Genomic DNA, 20215 nt, shown 5'->3' with positions numbered 1-20215 from the left:
GCCCTTGCGTATTCTAACCTTCTACTTTGTCGCCTTTGTCTGATGTAAAATCCATTGAGAGTGAATTAACACAGTAACGCTGGCCGGTGGGTGCCGGGCCATCAGGAAACACATGCCCGAGGTGGGCCTGACACTGCTTACAGAAAATTTCTGTACGAATCATACCGAGACTGGTGTCATCCCGAAACCCAACGTTTTTCTCATTGGCCTGGTCAAAAAATGATGGCCAGCCGCATCCTGCATCAAACTTGGTGGCGGCATCAAACAGATGCGCACCACAGCATTTACAGACGTAATCGCCACTTCGGGTTTCATTCAACAACGCCCCGGTAAAAGGTCGCTCGGTACCGGCTTCCCGGGTAACCCGGTACGCTTCCGGGGACAATGTGCTTTTGTACTTGTCACTCATACCTGCTCCTTACCGCTGTAAACGGTTATTTTTTGATGTTAATTTGCGGGCGCGCCGGATCGCTCCAGTCAAGGTGATATTTCTTGCTGGCCGGCTTATCAATACGCTGATAAGTGTGCGCGCCAAAGTAATCACGCTGGCCTTGCAACAAATTGGCCGGTAGTACCGCAGACCGGTAAGAGTCATAATAGCTCAGTGCTGACATCATACCCGGGCAAGGTACTCCGGCCAGTGTCGCCTGGGCAATGGATTCACGCCAGTCTCCCTGCATCTCGGTGATCTGATCGGCAAAGAACGGATCCAGCAGCAGATTATCCAGGTCCTCGTCATTCTCGTATGCCTGCGCAATAGACTGCAGGAATACCGCCCGAATGATACAACCGGCCCGCCAGATTTTTGCAATTTCACCAAAATCCAGTTCCCAGTCGTGTTCTTTTGCGGCTGTCGCCATCAACTGGAAGCCTTGTGCATAGGCACAAATCTTAGAACAGTACAGGGCCTGCTCCAGTTTATTCACCGCGGCCATTTTGTCTTCCTCAGACAAGACTGCGGCTTGCGGCCCCTGTAATACCTTGCTGGCTTTTACCCGTTCTTTTTTCAGGCCCGAAATACTACGGGCAAAAACCGCCGAGGTAATCGTCTGCGCCGGGCTGCCAACCTGCAGAGCACTTACGGCAGTCCACAGTCCGGTGCCTTTTTGTCCGGCCTGATCCAGAATGACATCCACCAGCGGCTCGCCGGTTTCAGGGTCGAGTTGCTCAAGCACCTCGGCACTGATTTCCATCAGGTAGCTGTTCAGCTTACCGTCGTTCCAGCGACGGAACACTTCAGCAATCTCAGCCGGCGCCATATGAAAAGACGTACGCATAATCTGGTACGCTTCACAAATTAGCTGCATGTCTGCGTATTCAATGCCATTGTGCACCATTTTCACATAGTGGCCTGCGCCCATGGTGCCGATATAGGTGGCACACGGCTCACCTTCGGTAACCGGTTTGCCGGGGGTACGCGACTCAATCGGCTTGCCGGTTTGTGGGTCAACCTTGGCAGAAATGGCTTTTAGCACAGGTTCTATGCGGGTCCAGGCATACGGGTTGCCAGAAGGCATTAGAGACGGTCCGAAACGGGCGCCGACTTCGCCACCGGATACCGCAGTGGTAAAGAAGATAAATTTACTTTTGTACTGCTCTTCGCGTTTAACCGAGTCTGTCCACAAACTGTTACCGGTATCGATAACAATATCATCTGCGCGCACACCGGCGTCAATCAGATGGTTACATACATGGTCCACCGGCTCGCCAGCAGGCACAGAAAGAATAATAAGATGGGGGGCTTTGAGCTTGCTGAGTAACTCTGTATACGAACTACAGCCTTCAACCCGAGGACCTGAGCCTTCTGGCCGTTCAGCTTCCTCTTTTGCCAGAATCGCGTCAACTTTAGACTGGTCAAGGTCAAAACAGGCTACCCGGTAGCCGTTGTCAGCCAAATTGAGAGTCAGATTGGCTCCCATTACACCCAGACCGATAAAGCCGATATCGCAATTCTTCTGGGGTTCTTGCTTTCCATCTTCTTTTTGCATGGTTTACACCTTAAGTTGCAGATGGCTGCGAATATTACCATCCGTTGCGCTTTTGAACACTAATCAGGGACTGAAAAATAAGAAAAAATCAACTTAATCGATAAAGCTGAAGAGATACAGACTAGCCGTAAGATGATTTTCAGTCAGAAAATTTATTGATAGGAAAAGACGTATGGGCAGATGTCATGATTGCAACATGAAAAGTGTGTCATCTGCCCGAAAGATGACTAATTCCGGGCAGACTGCTGACTAAACCGACAACCGACTGTATTTAAATACAGCAAATGTTCTGGCGGCCTGAGAAAATACCCGCTGAACACACATGCCCGGCTGATCCTTTATTGACGGATAACGGCTGTCCAGCTTTAGTTTCCAGCCACTTCTGGCAGCTTTGCTCGGTAAATTAAAGCGCACATCCGTAATATCGGCGTTAATACAGAAAAACCAGGTTTCGGCCGGGCTGTCCTGCACCGGTAATCCTTCAATTTCGACACCAAACGCTTTATTGCCGGCATGCCAGTCATCGGTATCCTTCAGGCTGCCATCTGGCAGATACCAGCGAACCGCCCTGACATTCACCGCCTGCTGCCAGTTATCGTCTTCCAGCATCAGCCGGGATAACAGCGGGCTTTGCTGTCGCAACTCAATCACATGAGCACAATAATCAAGAAAGTCCTGCTTGCGCTTATTCATGTCCCAGTGATACCAGTTCAGCTCATTGTCCTGACAATAGGCATTATTGTTACCCTGCTGGGTTTTGCTCAGCTCATCGCCGCCCAATACATGAGGCGTCCCCTGACTTAAAATCAGGGTGGCAAATAAATTACGTTTTTGCTGCTCACGCAGTCCCAGGATAGCCGGGTCGGTGGTGGCGCCTTCGTGACCATAGTTAGCCGACAGGTTATGGCCGTGCCCGTCCCGGTTATCTTCCCCGTTGGCCTGGTTATGCCGCTGCTCGTAACTGACCAGATCATGCAGGGTAAAGCCGTCATGGTAGGTGACATTGTTCACCGAGGTATTCACGTGCCGGAAGCCTTTGGGAAACACATCACGTGAGCCCAGTAAGCGCGTGGCAAAATCAGCCGTCGTGCCTTCGTCACCGCGCCAGAAAGCGCGCACGGTATCGCGAAACTTATCGTTGACTTCCAGCCAGTCATGGCCAAACCGCCCCAGCTGATACCCGTCCGGCCCAATATCCCAGGGCTCAGCAATCAGCACGGCACGGGACAGCACCGGGTCTTGCCTGATAGCGCGCAGCAAACCTGACTGCGGATTAAAGTGCTGCGGCTCACGACCCAGACTCACCGCCAGATCAAAGCGAAACCCGTCGACTCCGATAACATCAACCCAAAAACGCATGGCATCCAGAATCAGCTGCATCATTTGCGGATGGGCGGTATTGACCGTATTGCCACAGCCAGAGTGATTACTGAACACCAGCCTGCCCTTCTCATCCTGCTCATACAGATAAGACTGATACGGGCTGAATCCTTTAAATGACAGAATCGGGCCGCCCTTACCGCCTTCCGCGGTATGGTTGATCACCACATCCACAATCACTTCAATACCCGCCTCATGATACCGGTCAACCATGGTGGTTATCTCGGCCAGCGCATCGTGACTGGCATAGCGGGGTTCCGGCGCGAAAAAATTAACTGGGTTATAGCCCCAGTAATTAGTCATGCCTTTTTCCGTGATATAGGGTTCCGGCATAAAACTGGCCATGGGCATAAACTGCACACAGGTTATGCCAAGCTGTTTAAGGTGCGCAATTACCGATGGATGCGCCGCCCCCAGATAGCGCCCGCGATCTGCTTCAGGTACATCCGGGTGCAGTTTGGTCAGTCCTTTGATATGCGCTTCGTAAACAATGCGCTGCTCGGGCGCCAGATGCGGTTTATCCGGCCGATTGGCCGCATAACGGCGTTCATCCACCACCAGACATTTGGGCACCATAAAGTGAGAATCATTAAGATACTGGCGGGCATTCCAGTGAATCGGCCGGTTTAGCTTTTTAGCATACGGGTCAATCAGCACTTTATCGGTGGGAGCCATCAATAATTGCTCACCGCCCCGGTCTACCCGATACGCATAATGCTGATGATGGCCGAGTCCGTCGATATGCCCGTGCCAGATATCTCCGGTTTTATTTTCCAGCACAATCTCATGCGTGGCTTCTTCGGTGTCTGAACTAAATAAACACAACATAACAACCCTGGCATCAGGACTGTATACAGCAAAGTTAACGCCGGTTTCGGTAACCGTTGCGCCTAACGGCAACGGTTGGCCGGCAGACTGAATCAACGTCTGCTCCATGAATTATCCTTCTAACTACAACACCAGATTGTCCGGGTCAGTCACAGACCCACATAATAGTCGCCAGTGGCGGCAGTGCAATTTCTATGGAATAAGGCTGGCCGTTCCAGCCAAACGGCTGTGCTTCTACGGCTTCCGGCACAGTAAAGTCACTGCCCCAGAAAGCACCATCATCGGTATTGACAATCAGGCGGTAAGTTCCGGGCTTCTGTACACCTAATCGAAAATGCTCGCAGGGTACAGGCGTAAAATTACTGACCACATAAACTTGTTGCTGATTATCCGCGCTGCTTCTGACAAACGAATAAATACTTTGCTCGGCATTATCATGATCAATCCAGCTAAAACCAGCTGGCTGATGGTCCTGCTCATACAAGGCAGGATACTGCTGATACACCTTGTTGAGCTGGCGATACAGCTGTTGCATCCCTTCATGTTTCGGATAGTCCAGTAAATGCCAGTCCAGCGAGCTGTCGTGATTCCATTCTTTGGCCTGGGCAAATTCATTACCCATAAAATTCAGTTTCTTACCGGGATGACCATACATAAAGCCGGCATAAGCACGCTGATTCGCCGCCTGCTGCCATTCATCACCGGGCATTTTGCCCAACAGGCTGCCCTTGCCGTGCACGACTTCGTCATGGGAAATAGGTAGCACAAAATTTTCATCAAATGAATACACCATGCTAAATGACATTTCGCCATGGTGATAACGACGGTAAGCTGGATCTTTAGCCATGTAATGCAGTGAGTCATGCATCCAGCCCATGTTCCATTTAAACCCGAAGCCGAGTCCGTTGTGGCTGACCGGACGGGACACACCCGGAAACGATGTTGACTCTTCAGCAATGGTCATGGCATCGGGATAATGCCGATAAACTTCCTCATTCATCCAGCGCAGCAGGCTGATGGCTTCATAGTTCTGGTTACCGCCATCCACATTGGGGATCCACTCTCCCTCATTACGTGAATAATCCAGATACAGCATAGAGGCAACCGCATCAACCCGCAGACCATCAATATGGAACTTATCCAGCCAGAATAAGGCATTGGCAACCAGAAACTGCCGGACTTCGCCGCGACCAAAATCATAGATGCAGGAATTCCAGTCCGGATGCCAGCCTTTGCGCGGATCGTCATATTCATAAACATGACTGCCATCAAATCGGGCCAGACCGTGACCATCTTCTGGAAAATGGGCTGGTACCCAGTCAATAATGACTCCCAGTCCATGCTGGTGACACTGATCAACAAATGCCTTGAATTCATCCGGGTTGCCGAAACGGCTGGTCGGTGCAAACATCCCAACCGGCTGATATCCCCATGAACCGTCAAACGGATGTTCTGACACCGGCAGCAGCTCCAGGTGGGTGTAACCCATATCCACTGCATACGGAATAAGCGTTTCGCTGAGCTCCTGATAGTTCAGATAACGGCGCTCATCACCCGGTTTACGCCACGAACCAAGATGCACTTCATAAATGCTCATAGGGCTGGTGTACTTGTCTTTGGCCCGGCCAGCCATCCACTGACTATCCTGCCATTCATAGCTGTTGTGGTCCCACACTACTGATGCATGTGACGGATACTGCTCAGCGTAATAACCCAGCGGGTCCGCCTTATGGGGCAGATCGTGCCCAAAGGCATCCTTAATCTGATACTTGTAACGCTGGCCGGCAGCCATCCCAGGTATAACCAGCACCCAGTAACCCATATCGGTTTTTTGCATCGGATGCAAACGACCATCCCAGCGGTTAAAGTCACCGATCACCGAAACAGCTGACGCATTGGGAGCAAACACACAAAAACGGGTGGCACTGACGCCGTTAAGTTCAATCAGCTGAGCACCCGCCTGGCGGTAAAGATTGGCCGGCGTGTGATCGATAAAGTGCACCGCGTGAAAGGCTTCATCCTGCAGCTGATAGGGGTCGATAACCACTGAAGTACCCTGGGCAGTGGTAATGTTGAGCTGATACAGCTGGCCAGGGGGTAAACCTTCAACCAGACCGGCAAACAAACCATCCTGAGGCTGCGCACTCAGCGTTGCCAGCACGTTCTTATTGCCCGCCAGACTGACACTGATGCTTTTCGCCCCGGGTTGCCAGGCACGAATTTCCACCCCTTTTTTGGCCTTGTGTGGCCCTAAAACAGAAAACGGATTTGCACATTTGGCCCAGGCCAACTGCTGCTCAACTTGCATAAAGTACTCCTGTACAGCTGACTGACAATACGCTGACTGTCAGCAAAATAAAACAGGCCCGAATACGGGCCTGACAGTTATTTATCGGTAGAGGCATCCCGACGGGCCTGCGTTAAACGCCCGGCCAGACCGGTCAGCTTGTCATCGGTAAAGATGTCTTCCAGATTCCGGTTTAATTTACGCTTCCAGTTCGGGTATTCATCGAACGTACCGGGAATATTGACAGGTTTATCCATTTGTAGCCAGTCTTCCAGCTGCAAACTAAGCAGAGCACTGGAGCCGGTGGCCATATGAGTTTGTAAACCAAAGTTCAGCGCCTCGGTCATACCGGTATATTCCACATCCCGCCCAACGCTGTCATCCACAGACCCATGACCGTGCAGAGTATCAAGAATCGATTGTTTATTGTCATGACGGCTGGCGTACAGCGTACTTAAGATTTCTTCTGTCGGATACAGCCCCAGGTCTCTGCCCAGTTCCAGATCCAGACAATGCCAGTAGCCAATCAGGGTCGGCATGTCGTGGGTGGTCAGGGTCGACATCGACTGAACCGGATAATGAGACGGTGAGAAGAATCCGCCGTCTTCGGCCTGCTCAAAGAAAAATACCCGATAGGAGTAGATACCATTGTCAGCCAGTTTGCCACGGATCTCATCTGGCACTGTGCCCAGGTCTTCGCCAATGACCAGGTTCTGATTACGATGACTTTCCAGCGCCAGAATCCCCAGTAAATCATCCACCGGATAATATACATAGCCGCCATCGCGGGCATGATCACCTTTGGGTACCCACCACAAACGTAATAGCGCCATGACATGGTCAATACGCAGCGCACCGGCAGAGGCCATGTTGGATGAGAATAAATCAATGATAGGCTGGTAGCCCTGCTCGTACAGACGTTTGGGATCCATAGGTGGTAATCCCCAGTTCTGTCCCAGCGGGCCCAGAATATCCGGCGGTGCACCCACGCTGGCATCTACACAGTACAAATCTTTGTTGCCCCAGATTTCAGCGCTGCCCTCGCTGACACCTACGGCCAGATCGCGGTAGATACCAATGGTCATGCCGGCATCCACCGCAACCTGATTAGCAGCCTCCAGCTGTTGCGCGGCCTGCCATTGCAAAAACTGATAGAAGGTCACCCGGGCGGCATGTTTTTTGGCAAACTTGGCCACATCCGGTTTATGAAACTCACTGAATTTTTGCGGGAATACCGGCCAGCCCCAGCTTGGTTTACCTTCCTGTTTCAGCTGTTCCTGCATGACATCGTATACAGCCAGCATGTTCAGGCTTTCCCCGCCCTCTTCAATAAACGCATCAAAAGCTTTTTTCTGCGCCGAGGATTTTTGCAGATGCTGTTTTTGATACTTTTTGAATAAGGCGCTTAGAATCTCCAGTTTCAGGGCAGAAACAGCACCATAGTCTACGTACTCTGTATTGCGGGCATGGGCCAGTCGCTCGGTAAACGCCGTATCGTTTACCAGTGCCTGAATATCAGCATCCTGATAACCTTCAATGGCCGTGACATCCAGATACAGGAAGTTCAGCCAGCGACGTGATGAGGGGCCATAGGGCGAGCACGCATCCGGGTTGGCCGGATACAGTGAATGAATCGGATTAAGGCCAATAAAGTCAGCCCCGTTGGCAGACGCTTCTTTCACCAGGCGGCTTAAATCGGAAAAATCACCAATGCCCCAGTTTGTTTCACTTCTGACACAATACAGCTGTACACTCAGGCCCCAGATCTTTTTACCCTGCTTAATCGGCTCAGGCATAAAACAGGAATCGGGTGCCATAATCAGGCGCATCGCAGCCAGCTCTTCTTCATCACCTTCAACAAATAACGCGATACGGTGATAGCCAGGCTCAACGGTTTGATCAAAAGCGGCGACATACTCCTGAAACTCTACGCCGTCCAGCTCAGCCACATTGATCAGTTGAGTGTCTACCGGAGTAATAGTTTGAGTGAACTGTTGACCGCTTTCGGTAGTCAGAACCAGAGTGTAGGTATCGTTCACCAAATCAATTGGTAACCGTAACGGAAACTGTAAGGTTTCAGACACCCGGGTAACCAGCACCGGGTTCAACGGATTCTGCCAGTACTGAGAGGCCTCAGTATCAAGCTGAGCAACAACAGCCTCATCATTACTGGTGTCGTATCCCAGCGCATTAAGAAGCTTTGCTTTGCTGCTCTGGGCAATTGTGGCAGGTTTGCCCCAGGCATCGACGTAGTTGGACTCGATGCCACGCATCTCTACCAGGGTTTGCAACACATTATTTGTCATTGAATCGTATTCCTGTAACAGACGGTGATGTAGCGCATGCCTATGATAAAGCATATTTTTCGCTACCCTACAAACTTTTAACATTATTGTTGAAAGTCAGGGGTTCGCGAAACTGAATACGTTTGCATAGTTGCTTTTTCGTAATTAAGCAACATATTTGCTTTTTGTTTTGCTAAGTATGCCATTTTGATCCATACTTTACGTAATTTTTTTTCACTCACTCATTTATAGAGGTACGTCATGACAGTACGCATCGGTATCAACGGTTTCGGCCGTATCGGCCGTCTGGTAATGCGCGCAGCAGAGCTTCGCGATGATGTTGAAGTTGTTGCAATTAACGACCTGCTGGATACAGATTACATCGCATACTTGCTTAAGTATGACTCCACGCACGGCATCTTTGATGGTGAAGTTAGCGTTGACAACGACAAACTGATTGTTAACGGCAAAGCGATTCGCATTACATCAGAAAAAGATCCGGCCGCACTGGCATGGGGCGACGTTGATGTAGATGTTGTTGTTGAATCTACTGGTCTGTTCCTGACCAAAGAAAAAGCCCAGGCTCACCTGGAAGCCGGCGCCAAAAAAGTGGTTATGTCTGCGCCGTCCAAGGACGACACGCCAATGTTTGTTATGGGTGTAAACCACGACAGCTATGCCGGTGAAGCAATTGTTTCTAACGCATCATGCACGACTAACTGTCTGGCACCGGTTGCCAAAGTACTGAACGACAAGTTTGGTATTGTGGATGGTCTGATGACGACAGTTCACGCCACCACTGCTACACAGAAAACTGTTGATGGCCCGTCGATGAAAGACTGGCGCGGTGGCCGCGGTGCGAGCCAGAACATCATTCCTTCTTCTACCGGCGCGGCAAAAGCCGTAGGCAAAGTTATCCCTGAGCTGAACGGCAAACTGACCGGTATGGCGTTTCGCGTACCAACACCTAATGTGTCGGTTGTTGACCTGACCGTTAATCTGGCTAAGCCGACCAGCTATGAAGCGATTTGCGAAGCGATGAAAGAAGCTTCTGAAGGTGAGCTGAAAGGCATTCTTGGCTACACCGAAGATGCAGTAGTATCAAACGACTTTTTGGGTGACGCACGCACCTCAGTATTTGATGCAGACGCCGGTATTGCCCTGACTGACACCTTTGTCAAAGTGGTATCTTGGTACGACAATGAATGGGGCTACTCAAACAAGGTTGTTGACCTGGTAACCCACATCAGCAAATAGGCCGAACGACTGTTCTGGTCTAAGGTCACAAGAAATAACAAAAAAGGTGCGATATTTCTCGCACCTTTTTTTTATTCTATAACGTATAATCAATTTTTACGTCATGTACAAGGCAGGACATTTATTCTATGAGTATTGCACAAAGCATCCAGGTCAGCGAAGTCTCCGGCGTTACCTTTTTAGATATCGATAACGCATTTGCCACTGCCCGGGTCAGCTTATTCGGTGGGCATATTCTGTCTTATATTCCTAAACAGGATGGCCAGGAGCGTCTATGGCTCAGCCCCCATGCTGTGCTCAGTGGGGAAAAGCCCATCCGGGGTGGTATTCCCGTATGCTGGCCCTGGTTCAGTGATGACCATGGTCGCGAAAAAGGTCAGTTACCTGCCCACGGCTATCTGCGCTCACAGGTGTGGAAAATTCAGCACAGTGAAGATACCGATAGCGGCACCTTGTTGGTCTTGCGTCCTACCTTTACCCGGGGCAATGGTTTTGAGTATGACTGTAATGTGTCGCTCACTATTGAAGTGGCGGAGACTCTGACAGTCACCCTGAAAACCACCAACAGCGGACTGGTTCCCTTTACCTTTAATACTGCGTTGCACAGCTATTTCCAGGTAGATGACATCCAGCATGTCACGCTTACCGGCATTGAGGGTGAATACAAGGACAAACTGGAAAACTGGGCAGTAAAAACCACTCCGCAGCCTTATAAAATCAGTGGCGAGACCGATCGGATTCACCAGCATGCTACGCCTGAGGTGGTGATCAGCGAAAAAGATCTGGCCAGAACCCGGGTGGTGTCATCAGGTCACGATTCAATGGTTATCTGGAACCCGTGGCTGGGCGCGGCCAGTATCGCGGATATGGATGCGTTTGGCTATAAGCACATGGTCTGCGTGGAAACCGCCTGTACCGACGGTGTCACGCTGGCGCCGCAAGACAGTCACAGCCTGGTTCAAACCATCTGCTAGAGACCTGTTTTCAGACATAAAAAAACCAGCATTCCGCTGGTTTTTTTGTCTTAACATTTCACAGTGGGTTTAGGCTTTTGCGCCGGCAACTGCTTCTTTGGCCAGGGTTGTAATACGCTCCCAGTCGCCTGAGTCAATCGCATCATCGGGGGCTACCCATGAACCACCGACACACACCACATTTTTCAGCGCCAGGTAGTCATTGTAGTTGGCCAGACTGATACCACCTGTTGGGCAGAACGTTACGTCCGGGAACGGGCCGCTGATTGACTTAATCGCTTTCACCCCGCCAGAGGCTTCTGCCGGGAAGAACTTCAAAAATGAATATCCGGCGTCTTTGGCAGTCATCAGATCAGATGTTGATGAGATACCCGGGATCAACGGAATATCGTATTCGTGACCCGCTTTAAGCAGATCACTGGTCATACCCGGACTGATAGCAAACTTAGCGCCTGCCTCAACCACTTCTTTAAGCTGCTGGGCATTGGTCACCGTACCAGCACCAATTAGTGCATCGGGTACTTCCTGCGCAATACGTTTGATGACATCAAGTGCCACTGGTGTTCTTAGCGTCACCTCAAGCACTTTAATCCCACCCGCCATCAGCGCCTTGGCAAGCGGTACGGCTTTTTCCACATCGTTAATTACCAGTACTGGTACAACGGGGCCAGCCGCAAAGATTTCCGCCGGGGATAATTTCCAGTTTGTTGTCATGATTAACTCGCAGTATGTTGTTTAAGATAGGCTGAGGCACCCAATAAGCCATGATCGGGCTCAGCAATCAGATAAGTCGGGATATCTTTTACGTAATGTTTCATCTGCCCTTTGGCTTCAAAACGTGCACGGAAATCACTGTCTTGTAAAAAGTCAGCAAACCGGTTGGCAATCCCGCCACCAATAAAAATACCACCGGTGGTCGCCATATTCAGCGCCAGATTACCGGCAAAGCTGCCCATGATTCGGCAGAACTGACGCAGCGCAGATTCACAAATCTCACAGCTGCCATCCAGTGCTCGTGAGGTCACCTCGGCAGGATCGGTAAAGCTTACGTCACTGCCTTTTGCCTGCGCCAGCGCATGATAGATATTGAGAATACCACGCCCTGACATCACTTCTTCTGCAGACGCCCGGCCATGCAGGTTTTGCAAATAACGCCAGATAATTACATCGGTTTCATCCACCGGTGCAAAATCTGCATGACCGCCCTCACCGTCCAGCGTCTGCCAGCCAGAGGTCGTCATGGTAATGTGCTCAACCCCTAAGCCAGTACCCGGTCCGAACACCGCTATATTGCCGCTCTCTAACGCTGTACCAGTTCCAATCTGCACGACCTGTTCGTTGCCAAGCGTAGGCAGCGAATGCGCTACCGCGGTGAAATCGTTAATTACGTATAAATCATTCAGGCGCAGCTGCTGTTTGAGTGCCGTCTGGGAAAACGCCCAGCTGTGATTGGTCATCTCCACCAAATCGCCCAGTACCGGGCAGGCAATCGCAATACAACCGCGAGTAAAATTATGTTGCGGCATATCGTCAAAATACGCTTTGATAACCAGATCAATGCTGGCAAAGTCATTACAGATATATTTTTTAATATCTGCCACACCAGATTCGGTTACCCGGGCGAGACGCGCATTGGTCCCGCCAACATCAGCGACGAACATGTCACTCATTTAGCCTGCTCCTGGGTATAAAACAATGAACATGCCCCTTCTTCTGCACCGGTCAGTACAGAGCGCATTCCACCGAACATTTCCCGGCCCATGCCTTCATGATGGCTGGCCAGTTGTGCCACGGCCGGTTCACGGGCATCCAGTTCTGCCTGCTCAACGCACAGGGTCAGTTCACCGGTCTGGGTGTTCAGCTCTACCATGTCGCCGGTGTGAACTTTGGCCAGCAGGCCGCCGTTAAATGCTTCAGGGGTAACGTGGATTGCTGCCGGTACCTTGCCGGATGCGCCGGACATACGTCCGTCTGTAACCAGCGCCACTTTGTAGCCGCGATCCTGCAGCACACCCAGTGGTGGCGTCAGGCGGTGCAGTTCAGGCATACCGATAGCCGATGGTCCCTGGAAGCGAACGACCACGATACAGTCTTTATTCAGCTCGCCGTTTTTAAACGCGCCATCCAGCTCAAACTGATCTTCAAATACCACCGCCGGTGCCTTGATGTGACAATGCGGTGTTGGCAGCGCAGAGGTCTTAATCACAGCACGGCCCAGATTTCCGTCCAGTACGCTCAGGCCGCCATCGGGCTTAAACGGCGTTGCCACAGAAGCAAATACTTCAGGATCATGAGACGTATCAGCTCCATCGCGCCAAACCAGCTCGCCATCTTCCAGACGCGGCTCTTTGGTGTAACGGTCAAGACCATCACCACAGATGGTTTTCACATCGTTATGCATCAGTCCGGCATCCAGCAGCTGTTTGAATAACAGCGCCATACCACCGGCTGCCACAAAGTGGTTAATATCGGCAGAACCATTAGGGTAGATACGGGTCAGCAGTGGTACCGCATTGGAGATTTCAGAAAAATCATCCCAGTTAATCAGGATACCGGCAGAACGGGCAACAGCAATCAGGTGCATGGTGTGGTTGGTCGACCCACCCGTTGCCAGTAGTGCGACCAGACCATTTACCATCGCTTTTTCATCAACAATATGGCCGATGGGCGTGTAATTGTCGGTCAGGTCAGTCAGACGGGTAGTCTGAACCGCGGCGGCTTTGGTCAGCGCATCACGCAGTGGTGTGCCCGGATTCACAAATGAAGATCCTGGCAGGTGCAGACCCATCATTTCCACAACCAGCTGGTTAGAGTTTGCCGTACCGTAGAACGTACAGGTGCCGGCAGAATGGTAAGACTGTGATTCAGCCTCAAGCAACGCATCGCGACCTACTTTGCCTTCGGCAAATTCCTGACGAACACGGGCTTTTTCTTTATTTGGCAAACCAGAGGGCATCGGGCCGGCCGGAACAAATACAGTAGGCAGATGTCCGAATGACAGCGCGCCCATCAGTAGTCCGGGCACGATTTTGTCGCAAATCCCCAGCATCAGGGCACCGTCAAACATATTATGCGACAGCGCCACAGCCGCCGACTGCGCAATCACATCGCGGCTCATCAGGCTCAGATCCATGCCGGCATTACCCTGGGTAACGCCGTCACACATCGCCGGTACACCACCGGCAAACTGCGCTACACTGCCTACCTGCTTAATGGCGTCTTTAATCATCGCCGGATATGTTTCATACGGCTGGTGTGCTGAAAGCATGTCGTTATAAGCCGAAACAATGGCAATATTCGACTTGGTCATGCTGCGCAGGTCAGACTTTTCCTCAGCGCCACAGGCAGCAAACCCGTGAGCCAGGTTACCGCAGGACAACTCGCCACGGAACGGGCCCTGACGACGAGCGCGCTCAATTTTAGCCAGGTACGCTTTGCGGGTATCTTTGCTGCGTTCAATAATGCGCTGAGTAATTTCAGCGATTTGGTTATTCATCGTAATCTCCTAGGGCGCCCACATTAGTGTGACCGGAGCCCGGTTGACGACTGCGGTAACGGGTTTTTCAAGTTCGGTATTGTTTGCCAGAGCGTCTTTAAGAACCTCTTTTTTGGCGTCACCGGTCAGGTGTAAAAAGATGTTACGGCTGTTCAGCAGTGCCGGCAGTGTCAGCGAGATACGCTGATGCGGTGCCGTAGTTGGCTGTACCGCAATGCAGATTTTACCACTGCTCATGTTCAGCCCGTCTGCCACCTGCTCTGAGCACGGAAACAGTGACGCTGTATGACCGTCTTCACCCATGCCCAGGATCAGCGCATCAAATGGCTGTGAAAAGCTGGAAATACGGTTTTCAACTTCTGCAATAGCATCATTGGCATCAGCATCAGCGGTTTTGGGCGTGACAAAATTAGCTGCCGACGCTTTATTTTGAAGCAGGTTTTTGCGTACTGATGCAGCATTACTTGCATCATGATCTTCATCCACCCAACGCTCATCTGCCAGGGTGATATCGACTTTATCCCATGCCAGGTCGGTGTTGCTCAGTGTATTAAACAACGCCGCCGGCGTACGGCCGCCACTGACCACCAGGCTGGCACGACCGCGCGCCTCAATCCCGGCCTTAAGAATATCAGTCAGCGTCTGGGCAAATTCGGTTGCCAGCGTGTCAGCGCTGTCGAATAATTTTTCAGTTAGTGCCATCTTATTTCTTCTTTGTCAGTTTGCTTTCATACCAGCTGCGGTTTTCCCGTGCCAGCAGACCAATTGAGGCAACCGGCCCCCAGGTACCTGCCTGATAAGGCTCTGGTGGCTCAGCAGAGTGTTTCCATGCTTCTAAGATAGAATCTACCCATTTCCAGGCGTGTTCCACTTCATCGCGGCGTACAAACAGTGCCTGGTTACCCAGCATCACTTCCAGCAGCAGCTTTTCGTATGCATCGGGAATACGCTCTTCAGAGAAGGCTTCTGAGAAACTCAAATCCAGTTTGGATTTTTGCAGATCCATGGAGCCCGAGCTGGTCAGTCCCGGCACCTTATTCATCACGGTGATTTCAACACCCTCGTCAGGCTGCAGACGAATCACCAGCTTATTGGGCGGCAGGCTGTTGAAGCTGTCACCAAACAGATTGTGCGGCTGACGTTTAAAGTAAATGACAACCTCAGAAACCTTGGTTGGCATACGCTTACCAGTACGCAGGTAGAATGGCACACCGGCCCAGCGCCAGTTGTCAATCTCCGCTTTGATGGCCACAAAAGTTTCGGTTTTGCTGCGGGTGTTGGCGTCGTCTTCTTCCAGATACCCGGGCACTTCATTACCCTTAACAAAACCCGCCGTGTACTGACCACGTACAGTGGTGTCATTCACGTTTGAGGCATCAATGCGACGCAGTGCTTTAAGCACTTTGAGTTTTTCATCACGGATACTGTCAGCATCCAGCGTCGCAGGCGGCTCCATGGCGACCAGGCTCAGAATCTGTAACAGGTGGTTTTGCACCATATCGCGCATCTGACCGGCGTCATCAAAATAACCCCAGCGCCCTTCAATGCCCACCGATTCGGCAACACTGATCTGCACATGGTCAATGCAGTTGTGATCCCAGTTGGTAGCAAAGATAGAGTTGGCAAAACGCAGAGCAATCAGGTTAAGTACTGTTTCTTTACCCAGATAATGGTCGATGCGGTAGATTTGTGATTCGTTGAAGTACTCAGAGACCTCATCGTTAATCACTTTTGAAGAGCCCAGATCGTGACCGATGGGTTTTTCCAGTACCACACGTACGCTGCTGTCAATAATATTGCAGCCGTGCAGACCGCGACAGATATCGCCGTAAATAGCCGGCGGCGTGGCCAGGTAGCACACCATCACGCGATCAGGGTCAACAGCGGTGTCCAGTTGCTGGTAGCTGTCGATATTTTTCATGTCGATCTGAATATATTGCAGACGCTCACTGAAACGCGCCCAGGTCTCTTCACAAAGTTTTTTCTCGCCAAACTTTTCGATATTGGCTTTTACTTCGCTGATATAATCTTCTTTGCTCATTTCCTGACGGGCTACACCGATGATGGTGGTGTCAGGATGAATCAGCTCGGCTTTTTCCAGCTGATATAGCGACGGTAACAGTTTACGCCGCGACAAGTCACCCATTGTGCCGAACAGCACAAAATCACAGGGTTCAAATGAATTATCCATTACCATATTGTCGACCTTCTTTATAAGTAGTAGAGCCACTGTTTACAGGCAAAGTATACAGTTACCCTGATGGTATTGCCCCATAGTTAACACCAAATGTAGTAAAATTACAACTTTGTATTAACCATCCATACATCTGCAAAAGAGCCTGCTAAAATGAGGGCAGATTTTGTAAGTAAAACTGTTAAAAAATTACATTTTTCTTGTTTCAACGACGACATTTAGTAGTATAGGCGTTTGAGCAGTGGCCCGAACAATTGACTAAGTGCTTTAGCCGTATGAATATTCTTGAAAAAATAACCCAGAACAAAAGTGTTTTCAGCAAATCTGAAAGAAAGGTTGCAGAAATTATTCTGTCAAACCCTCAAACCGCTATTCACTCCAGCATTGCCACCCTGGCAAAAATGTCAGATGTCAGCGAGCCAACCGTTAATCGTTTTTGTCGTCGTCTGGACACGAAAGGGTTTCCGGACTTTAAACTGCATCTGGCTCAAAGCCTCGCAAATGGTACACCTTATGTAAACCGTCATGTAGATGAAAACGACGGACCGCAGGAATACACTAATAAAATCTTTGAATCGACCATGGCATCGCTTGAGGTGGCTCGACAGTCTATCGATGTAAACGTGGTAAACCGGGTTGTTGATCTGTTAACCCAGGCACAAAAAATTTCTTTTTTTGGTTTAGGTGCCTCTGCCTCTGTAGCCCACGATGCCCTGAATAAGTTTTTCCGCTTTAATGTACCGGTAGTGTATTTTGAAGATATTCTAATGCAGCGAATGAGCTGCATGAACTGCACCGATGGCGATGTTGTGGTGCTATTTTCGCATACCGGCCGGACTAAGAGTCTGGTGGAAATAGCCCAGATCGCCCGCAACAATGATGCCACCGTCGTCGGCATTACCTCTGGTGACAGTCCGCTGGCCAAAGAATGCAGCTATGTATTGTCGCTCGAGGTCCCTGAAGACACCGATATGTATATGCCTATGGCCTCGCGCATTGCCCAGCTGACCCTGGTGGATGTGCTGGCTACGGGGTTTACCTTACGCCGGGGCAATAAGTTTCGGGAAAACCTGAAACGGGTAAAAGACACCCTGCGCGGCTCTCGGTTTGAGCGTCGGGAATGACACATGCCGCTCTAAACAATCTTTGAACAAACGCAGCCATGGTGCTGCGTTTTTATTATTGGGTTGGTCCGCTTCTCACCTCTTACCAGTTACACTGAAACTTTTTGGCTGTATTGTGTTCATATACACCATCGTGCTGCCGTAATCTGCATCACTGAGTGAGAACTAACTGGTACATCCAGTTTGAAAAAAATTCTACACAATTCACATTAATGCAAGATTCCACTACTATATTGTAATAAAATTACGTAAAGTGATTACACAAATTGGGACATGTTCTTAAGTTTGCGTTAAGATCGCTTTGCCTTTCATCTCTAACGAGCAAACATAGCGACATAATAATTATGAGCAGAAGAACGAAAATCCTTGCCACCTTAGGTCCCGCGACAGATTCCCTGGAAATGATCGAAGCCATTATTGCTGCCGGCGCCAATGTTGTACGCATGAATTTCTCTCATGGACAGGCCGAAGACCACATCGAACGCGCCAAACGCGTTCGCCAGGCCGCTGCTAACCTTGGAAAATATGTTGCAATCCTGGGTGACCTGCAGGGTCCTAAAATTCGTGTAGCCCGCTTTAAAGATGGTGCTATCAACCTGAATATCGGCGACGCCTTTACCCTGGATGCAGAACTGGACCGCGACGCCGGTGACCAGAACAGCGTGGGGATTGACTACAAAGCCCTGCCCGATGATGTCGCCACCGGCGATATCCTGCTACTTGACGACGGTCGTATTCAGCTTCAGGTAACTGAGGTTGAAGGTCGTAAAGTCCACACCAAAGTCACTGTTGGCGGCAAGCTGTCAAACAACAAAGGAATCAACCGTCAGGGCGGTGGCCTGTCTGCCGAAGCACTGACCGCCAAAGACAAAGAAGATATTAAAACGGCGGCGCAGATCGGCGTTGATTACCTGGCCGTTTCTTTCCCGCGTAGTGGCGCAGATTTAAACTATGCCCGTGAACTGGCCGAAGCAGCAGGCTGTAAAGCCCAGATCTGTGCCAAGGTAGAGCGTGCAGAAGCCGTTGCCACTGATGAAGCCATGGACGACATTATTATCGCTTCTGATGCGGTGATGGTTGCCCGTGGAGACCTGGGCGTGGAAATTGGTGATGCTGAGCTGGTGGGGGTACAGAAAAAACTGATCGCCCGTTCTCGTCAGCTCAATAAAGTGGTTATCACTGCGACCCAGATGATGGAGTCGATGATTTCAAGCCCAATGCCTACCCGTGCCGAAGTGATGGATGTGGCCAACGCTGTTCTTGATGGCACCGATGCGGTGATGTTGTCAGCCGAAACAGCAGCAGGCAGCTTCCCGGTTGAAACCGTGTCGTCAATGGCCCGGGTTTGTGAAGGCGCTGAAACTCACCCAAGCATCAAGCTGTCTAAGCACCGCATGGATGACACGTTCTCAACAGTCAGTGAAACCATTGCGCTGTCAGCGGTTTATGCAGCAAACCACCTGCCTAGTGTACGTGCCATTATTGCCCTGACAGAAAGTGGCAATACACCCAAGCTGATGTCTCGCATGACCACGGCGCTGCCTATCATTGCCATGTCACGCCACACTGATACTTTGAACATGATGGCCTTATACCGCGGTGTTAAGCCGGTGTTCTTTGACTCTGAAGCCAGCGAGCCGGGCCAGCTGAAGCTGGATGTCATGAATGCACTTAAAGCACTGGGCCAGGTTGAACCCGGTGATACAGTGGTCATGACCTACGGTGACGAAATGGAAAAAATCGGCGCTACCAATGCGATGAAAATTGTCAAAGTAGACTAATCGTTGTCACATTGACTGAAAAAAAGCCGGGGCATGTTGCATGCACCGGCTTTTTTATTGTTACGACCAGTGCTCGAAAAAGTCGTCTGATACTCGTTTAGGCGCAGACGGTGTCTCGATAGCGGGGGTACCCAGATACAAAAAACCTACCAGCTCGTCATCTTCTGCCAGTCCCAGCTCACTGCGCACATAGTCACACTGTGCATAGGCCCCGGTTCGCCAGATCCCGTTAAAGCCCTGCGCCTGCGCTGCCATCTGCATAGCCATCACCGCACAGGATGCAGAGGCAATTTGCTCTACCCGCGGCACTTTCGGGCTGTCGCTGTATTTGGCCACTGCCACAATCACCATCGGGGCCCGTAAAGGAAGTTGCGGAGCGCGGTCGATTTCTTTTTCGCTCTTGCCATTATCAATCGCGGACTGCTCAAACAGGCTACCCAGCTTCTCTCTGCCCTCGCCTTCGCACACTATAAAACGCCAGGGCATCAGCGCACCATGATCAGGGGCCCGCAGCGCGGCCTGTTTGATATTTTCCAGTGCCTCACCAGCCGGAGCCGGCGCAGTGAGCCTGGGTTGTGAGCGACGGTTTAATAGCAGCTCTAGCGCGTCCATTACCACTCC

15 protein-coding genes are annotated in these 20215 nt (G+C 50.8%); 4 read left to right on the top strand and 11 right to left on the bottom strand.

Annotated elements, in window-relative coordinates; genetic code table 11:
* Nucleotides 1-13 precede the first annotated feature (13 nt).
* From msrB to malQ, 5 genes are all read right to left on the bottom strand, one after another.
* Nucleotides 14-409 carry a peptide-methionine (R)-S-oxide reductase MsrB gene (gene msrB / locus EZV72_RS08355; RefSeq protein WP_137166816.1) on the bottom strand — a complete coding sequence of 132 codons (396 nt, stop codon included), beginning with the start codon at nucleotides 407-409 and terminating at the stop codon, nucleotides 14-16.
* Nucleotides 410-434: 25 nt separating this feature from the next.
* Complete coding sequence (gndA, locus tag EZV72_RS08350) at nucleotides 435-1988, bottom strand: NADP-dependent phosphogluconate dehydrogenase (protein ID WP_137166815.1); 1554 nt, start codon at nucleotides 1986-1988, stop codon at nucleotides 435-437.
* Between the two features lie 249 nt (nucleotides 1989-2237).
* Nucleotides 2238-4304 (bottom strand): glycogen debranching protein GlgX, encoded by a 2067-nt coding sequence (glgX, locus tag EZV72_RS08345; protein ID WP_137166814.1) that lies wholly within the window; start codon nucleotides 4302-4304, stop codon nucleotides 2238-2240.
* A gap of 37 nt (nucleotides 4305-4341) precedes the next feature.
* Nucleotides 4342-6504 carry a 1,4-alpha-glucan branching protein GlgB gene (glgB, locus tag EZV72_RS08340; RefSeq protein WP_137166813.1) on the bottom strand — a complete coding sequence of 721 codons (2163 nt, stop codon included), beginning with the start codon at nucleotides 6502-6504 and terminating at the stop codon, nucleotides 4342-4344.
* A 77-nt stretch (nucleotides 6505-6581) separates the two neighbouring features.
* Complete coding sequence (gene malQ, locus EZV72_RS08335) at nucleotides 6582-8789, bottom strand: 4-alpha-glucanotransferase (protein WP_137166812.1); 2208 nt, start codon at nucleotides 8787-8789, stop codon at nucleotides 6582-6584.
* 240 nt (nucleotides 8790-9029) lie between these two features.
* Between malQ and gap the strand changes: the two genes are divergently transcribed.
* Together gap and EZV72_RS08325 are read left to right on the top strand one after the other, a co-directional pair.
* Nucleotides 9030-10025, top strand: a complete 996-nt coding sequence (gene gap / locus EZV72_RS08330) for a type I glyceraldehyde-3-phosphate dehydrogenase (RefSeq protein WP_137166811.1) — start codon at nucleotides 9030-9032, stop codon at nucleotides 10023-10025.
* A 128-nt stretch (nucleotides 10026-10153) separates the two neighbouring features.
* Nucleotides 10154-10999 carry a D-hexose-6-phosphate mutarotase gene (locus tag EZV72_RS08325; protein WP_137166810.1) on the top strand — a complete coding sequence of 282 codons (846 nt, stop codon included), beginning with the start codon at nucleotides 10154-10156 and terminating at the stop codon, nucleotides 10997-10999.
* A gap of 69 nt (nucleotides 11000-11068) precedes the next feature.
* Here the strand turns inward: EZV72_RS08325 and EZV72_RS08320 are convergent, their stop codons facing one another.
* From EZV72_RS08320 to zwf, 5 genes are read right to left on the bottom strand one after another with little or no spacing between them, the layout of a single operon-like run.
* Nucleotides 11069-11713: a bifunctional 4-hydroxy-2-oxoglutarate aldolase/2-dehydro-3-deoxy-phosphogluconate aldolase gene (locus EZV72_RS08320; protein ID WP_137166809.1), complete on the bottom strand. Its 645-nt coding sequence runs from the start codon at nucleotides 11711-11713 to the stop codon at nucleotides 11069-11071.
* Nucleotides 11714-11715: 2 nt separating this feature from the next.
* Nucleotides 11716-12669, bottom strand: a complete 954-nt coding sequence (locus EZV72_RS08315; protein WP_137166808.1) for a glucokinase — start codon at nucleotides 12667-12669, stop codon at nucleotides 11716-11718.
* The gene (gene edd, locus EZV72_RS08310; RefSeq protein ID WP_137166807.1) at nucleotides 12666-14495 is read right to left on the bottom strand and encodes a phosphogluconate dehydratase; all 1830 of its coding nucleotides are present in this window, start codon (nucleotides 14493-14495) and stop codon (nucleotides 12666-12668) included. Before edd ends, EZV72_RS08315 begins: the two co-directional genes overlap by 4 nt.
* A 9-nt stretch (nucleotides 14496-14504) precedes the next feature.
* Nucleotides 14505-15197, bottom strand: a complete 693-nt coding sequence (pgl, locus tag EZV72_RS08305) for a 6-phosphogluconolactonase (protein WP_137166806.1) — start codon at nucleotides 15195-15197, stop codon at nucleotides 14505-14507.
* Between the two features lies 1 nt (nucleotide 15198).
* Nucleotides 15199-16692, bottom strand: a complete 1494-nt coding sequence (gene zwf, locus EZV72_RS08300) for a glucose-6-phosphate dehydrogenase (RefSeq protein ID WP_137166805.1) — start codon at nucleotides 16690-16692, stop codon at nucleotides 15199-15201.
* A gap of 272 nt (nucleotides 16693-16964) precedes the next feature.
* Between zwf and EZV72_RS08295 the strand changes: the two genes are divergently transcribed.
* Nucleotides 16965-17813 carry a MurR/RpiR family transcriptional regulator gene (locus EZV72_RS08295; RefSeq protein WP_137166804.1) on the top strand — a complete coding sequence of 283 codons (849 nt, stop codon included), beginning with the start codon at nucleotides 16965-16967 and terminating at the stop codon, nucleotides 17811-17813.
* Nucleotides 17814-18157: 344 nt separating this feature from the next.
* On the top strand, nucleotides 18158-19594 hold the full coding sequence (gene pyk / locus EZV72_RS08290; RefSeq protein ID WP_137166803.1) for a pyruvate kinase: 1437 nt from the start codon (nucleotides 18158-18160) through the stop codon (nucleotides 19592-19594).
* Between the two features lie 60 nt (nucleotides 19595-19654).
* Here pyk and EZV72_RS08285 read toward each other — a convergent pair whose 3' ends face one another.
* Complete coding sequence (locus EZV72_RS08285; protein WP_137166802.1) at nucleotides 19655-20206, bottom strand: NAD(P)H nitroreductase; 552 nt, start codon at nucleotides 20204-20206, stop codon at nucleotides 19655-19657.
* Between the last annotated feature and the right edge of the window lie 9 nt (nucleotides 20207-20215).

It is taken from the genome of Salinimonas lutimaris (assembly GCF_005222225.1).
GTDB classification, from domain to species: domain Bacteria; phylum Pseudomonadota; class Gammaproteobacteria; order Enterobacterales; family Alteromonadaceae; genus Alteromonas; species Alteromonas lutimaris.
The sequence above is the reverse complement of the archived record's forward strand: the minus strand, read 5'-3'. Positions and strand labels throughout refer to the sequence as shown.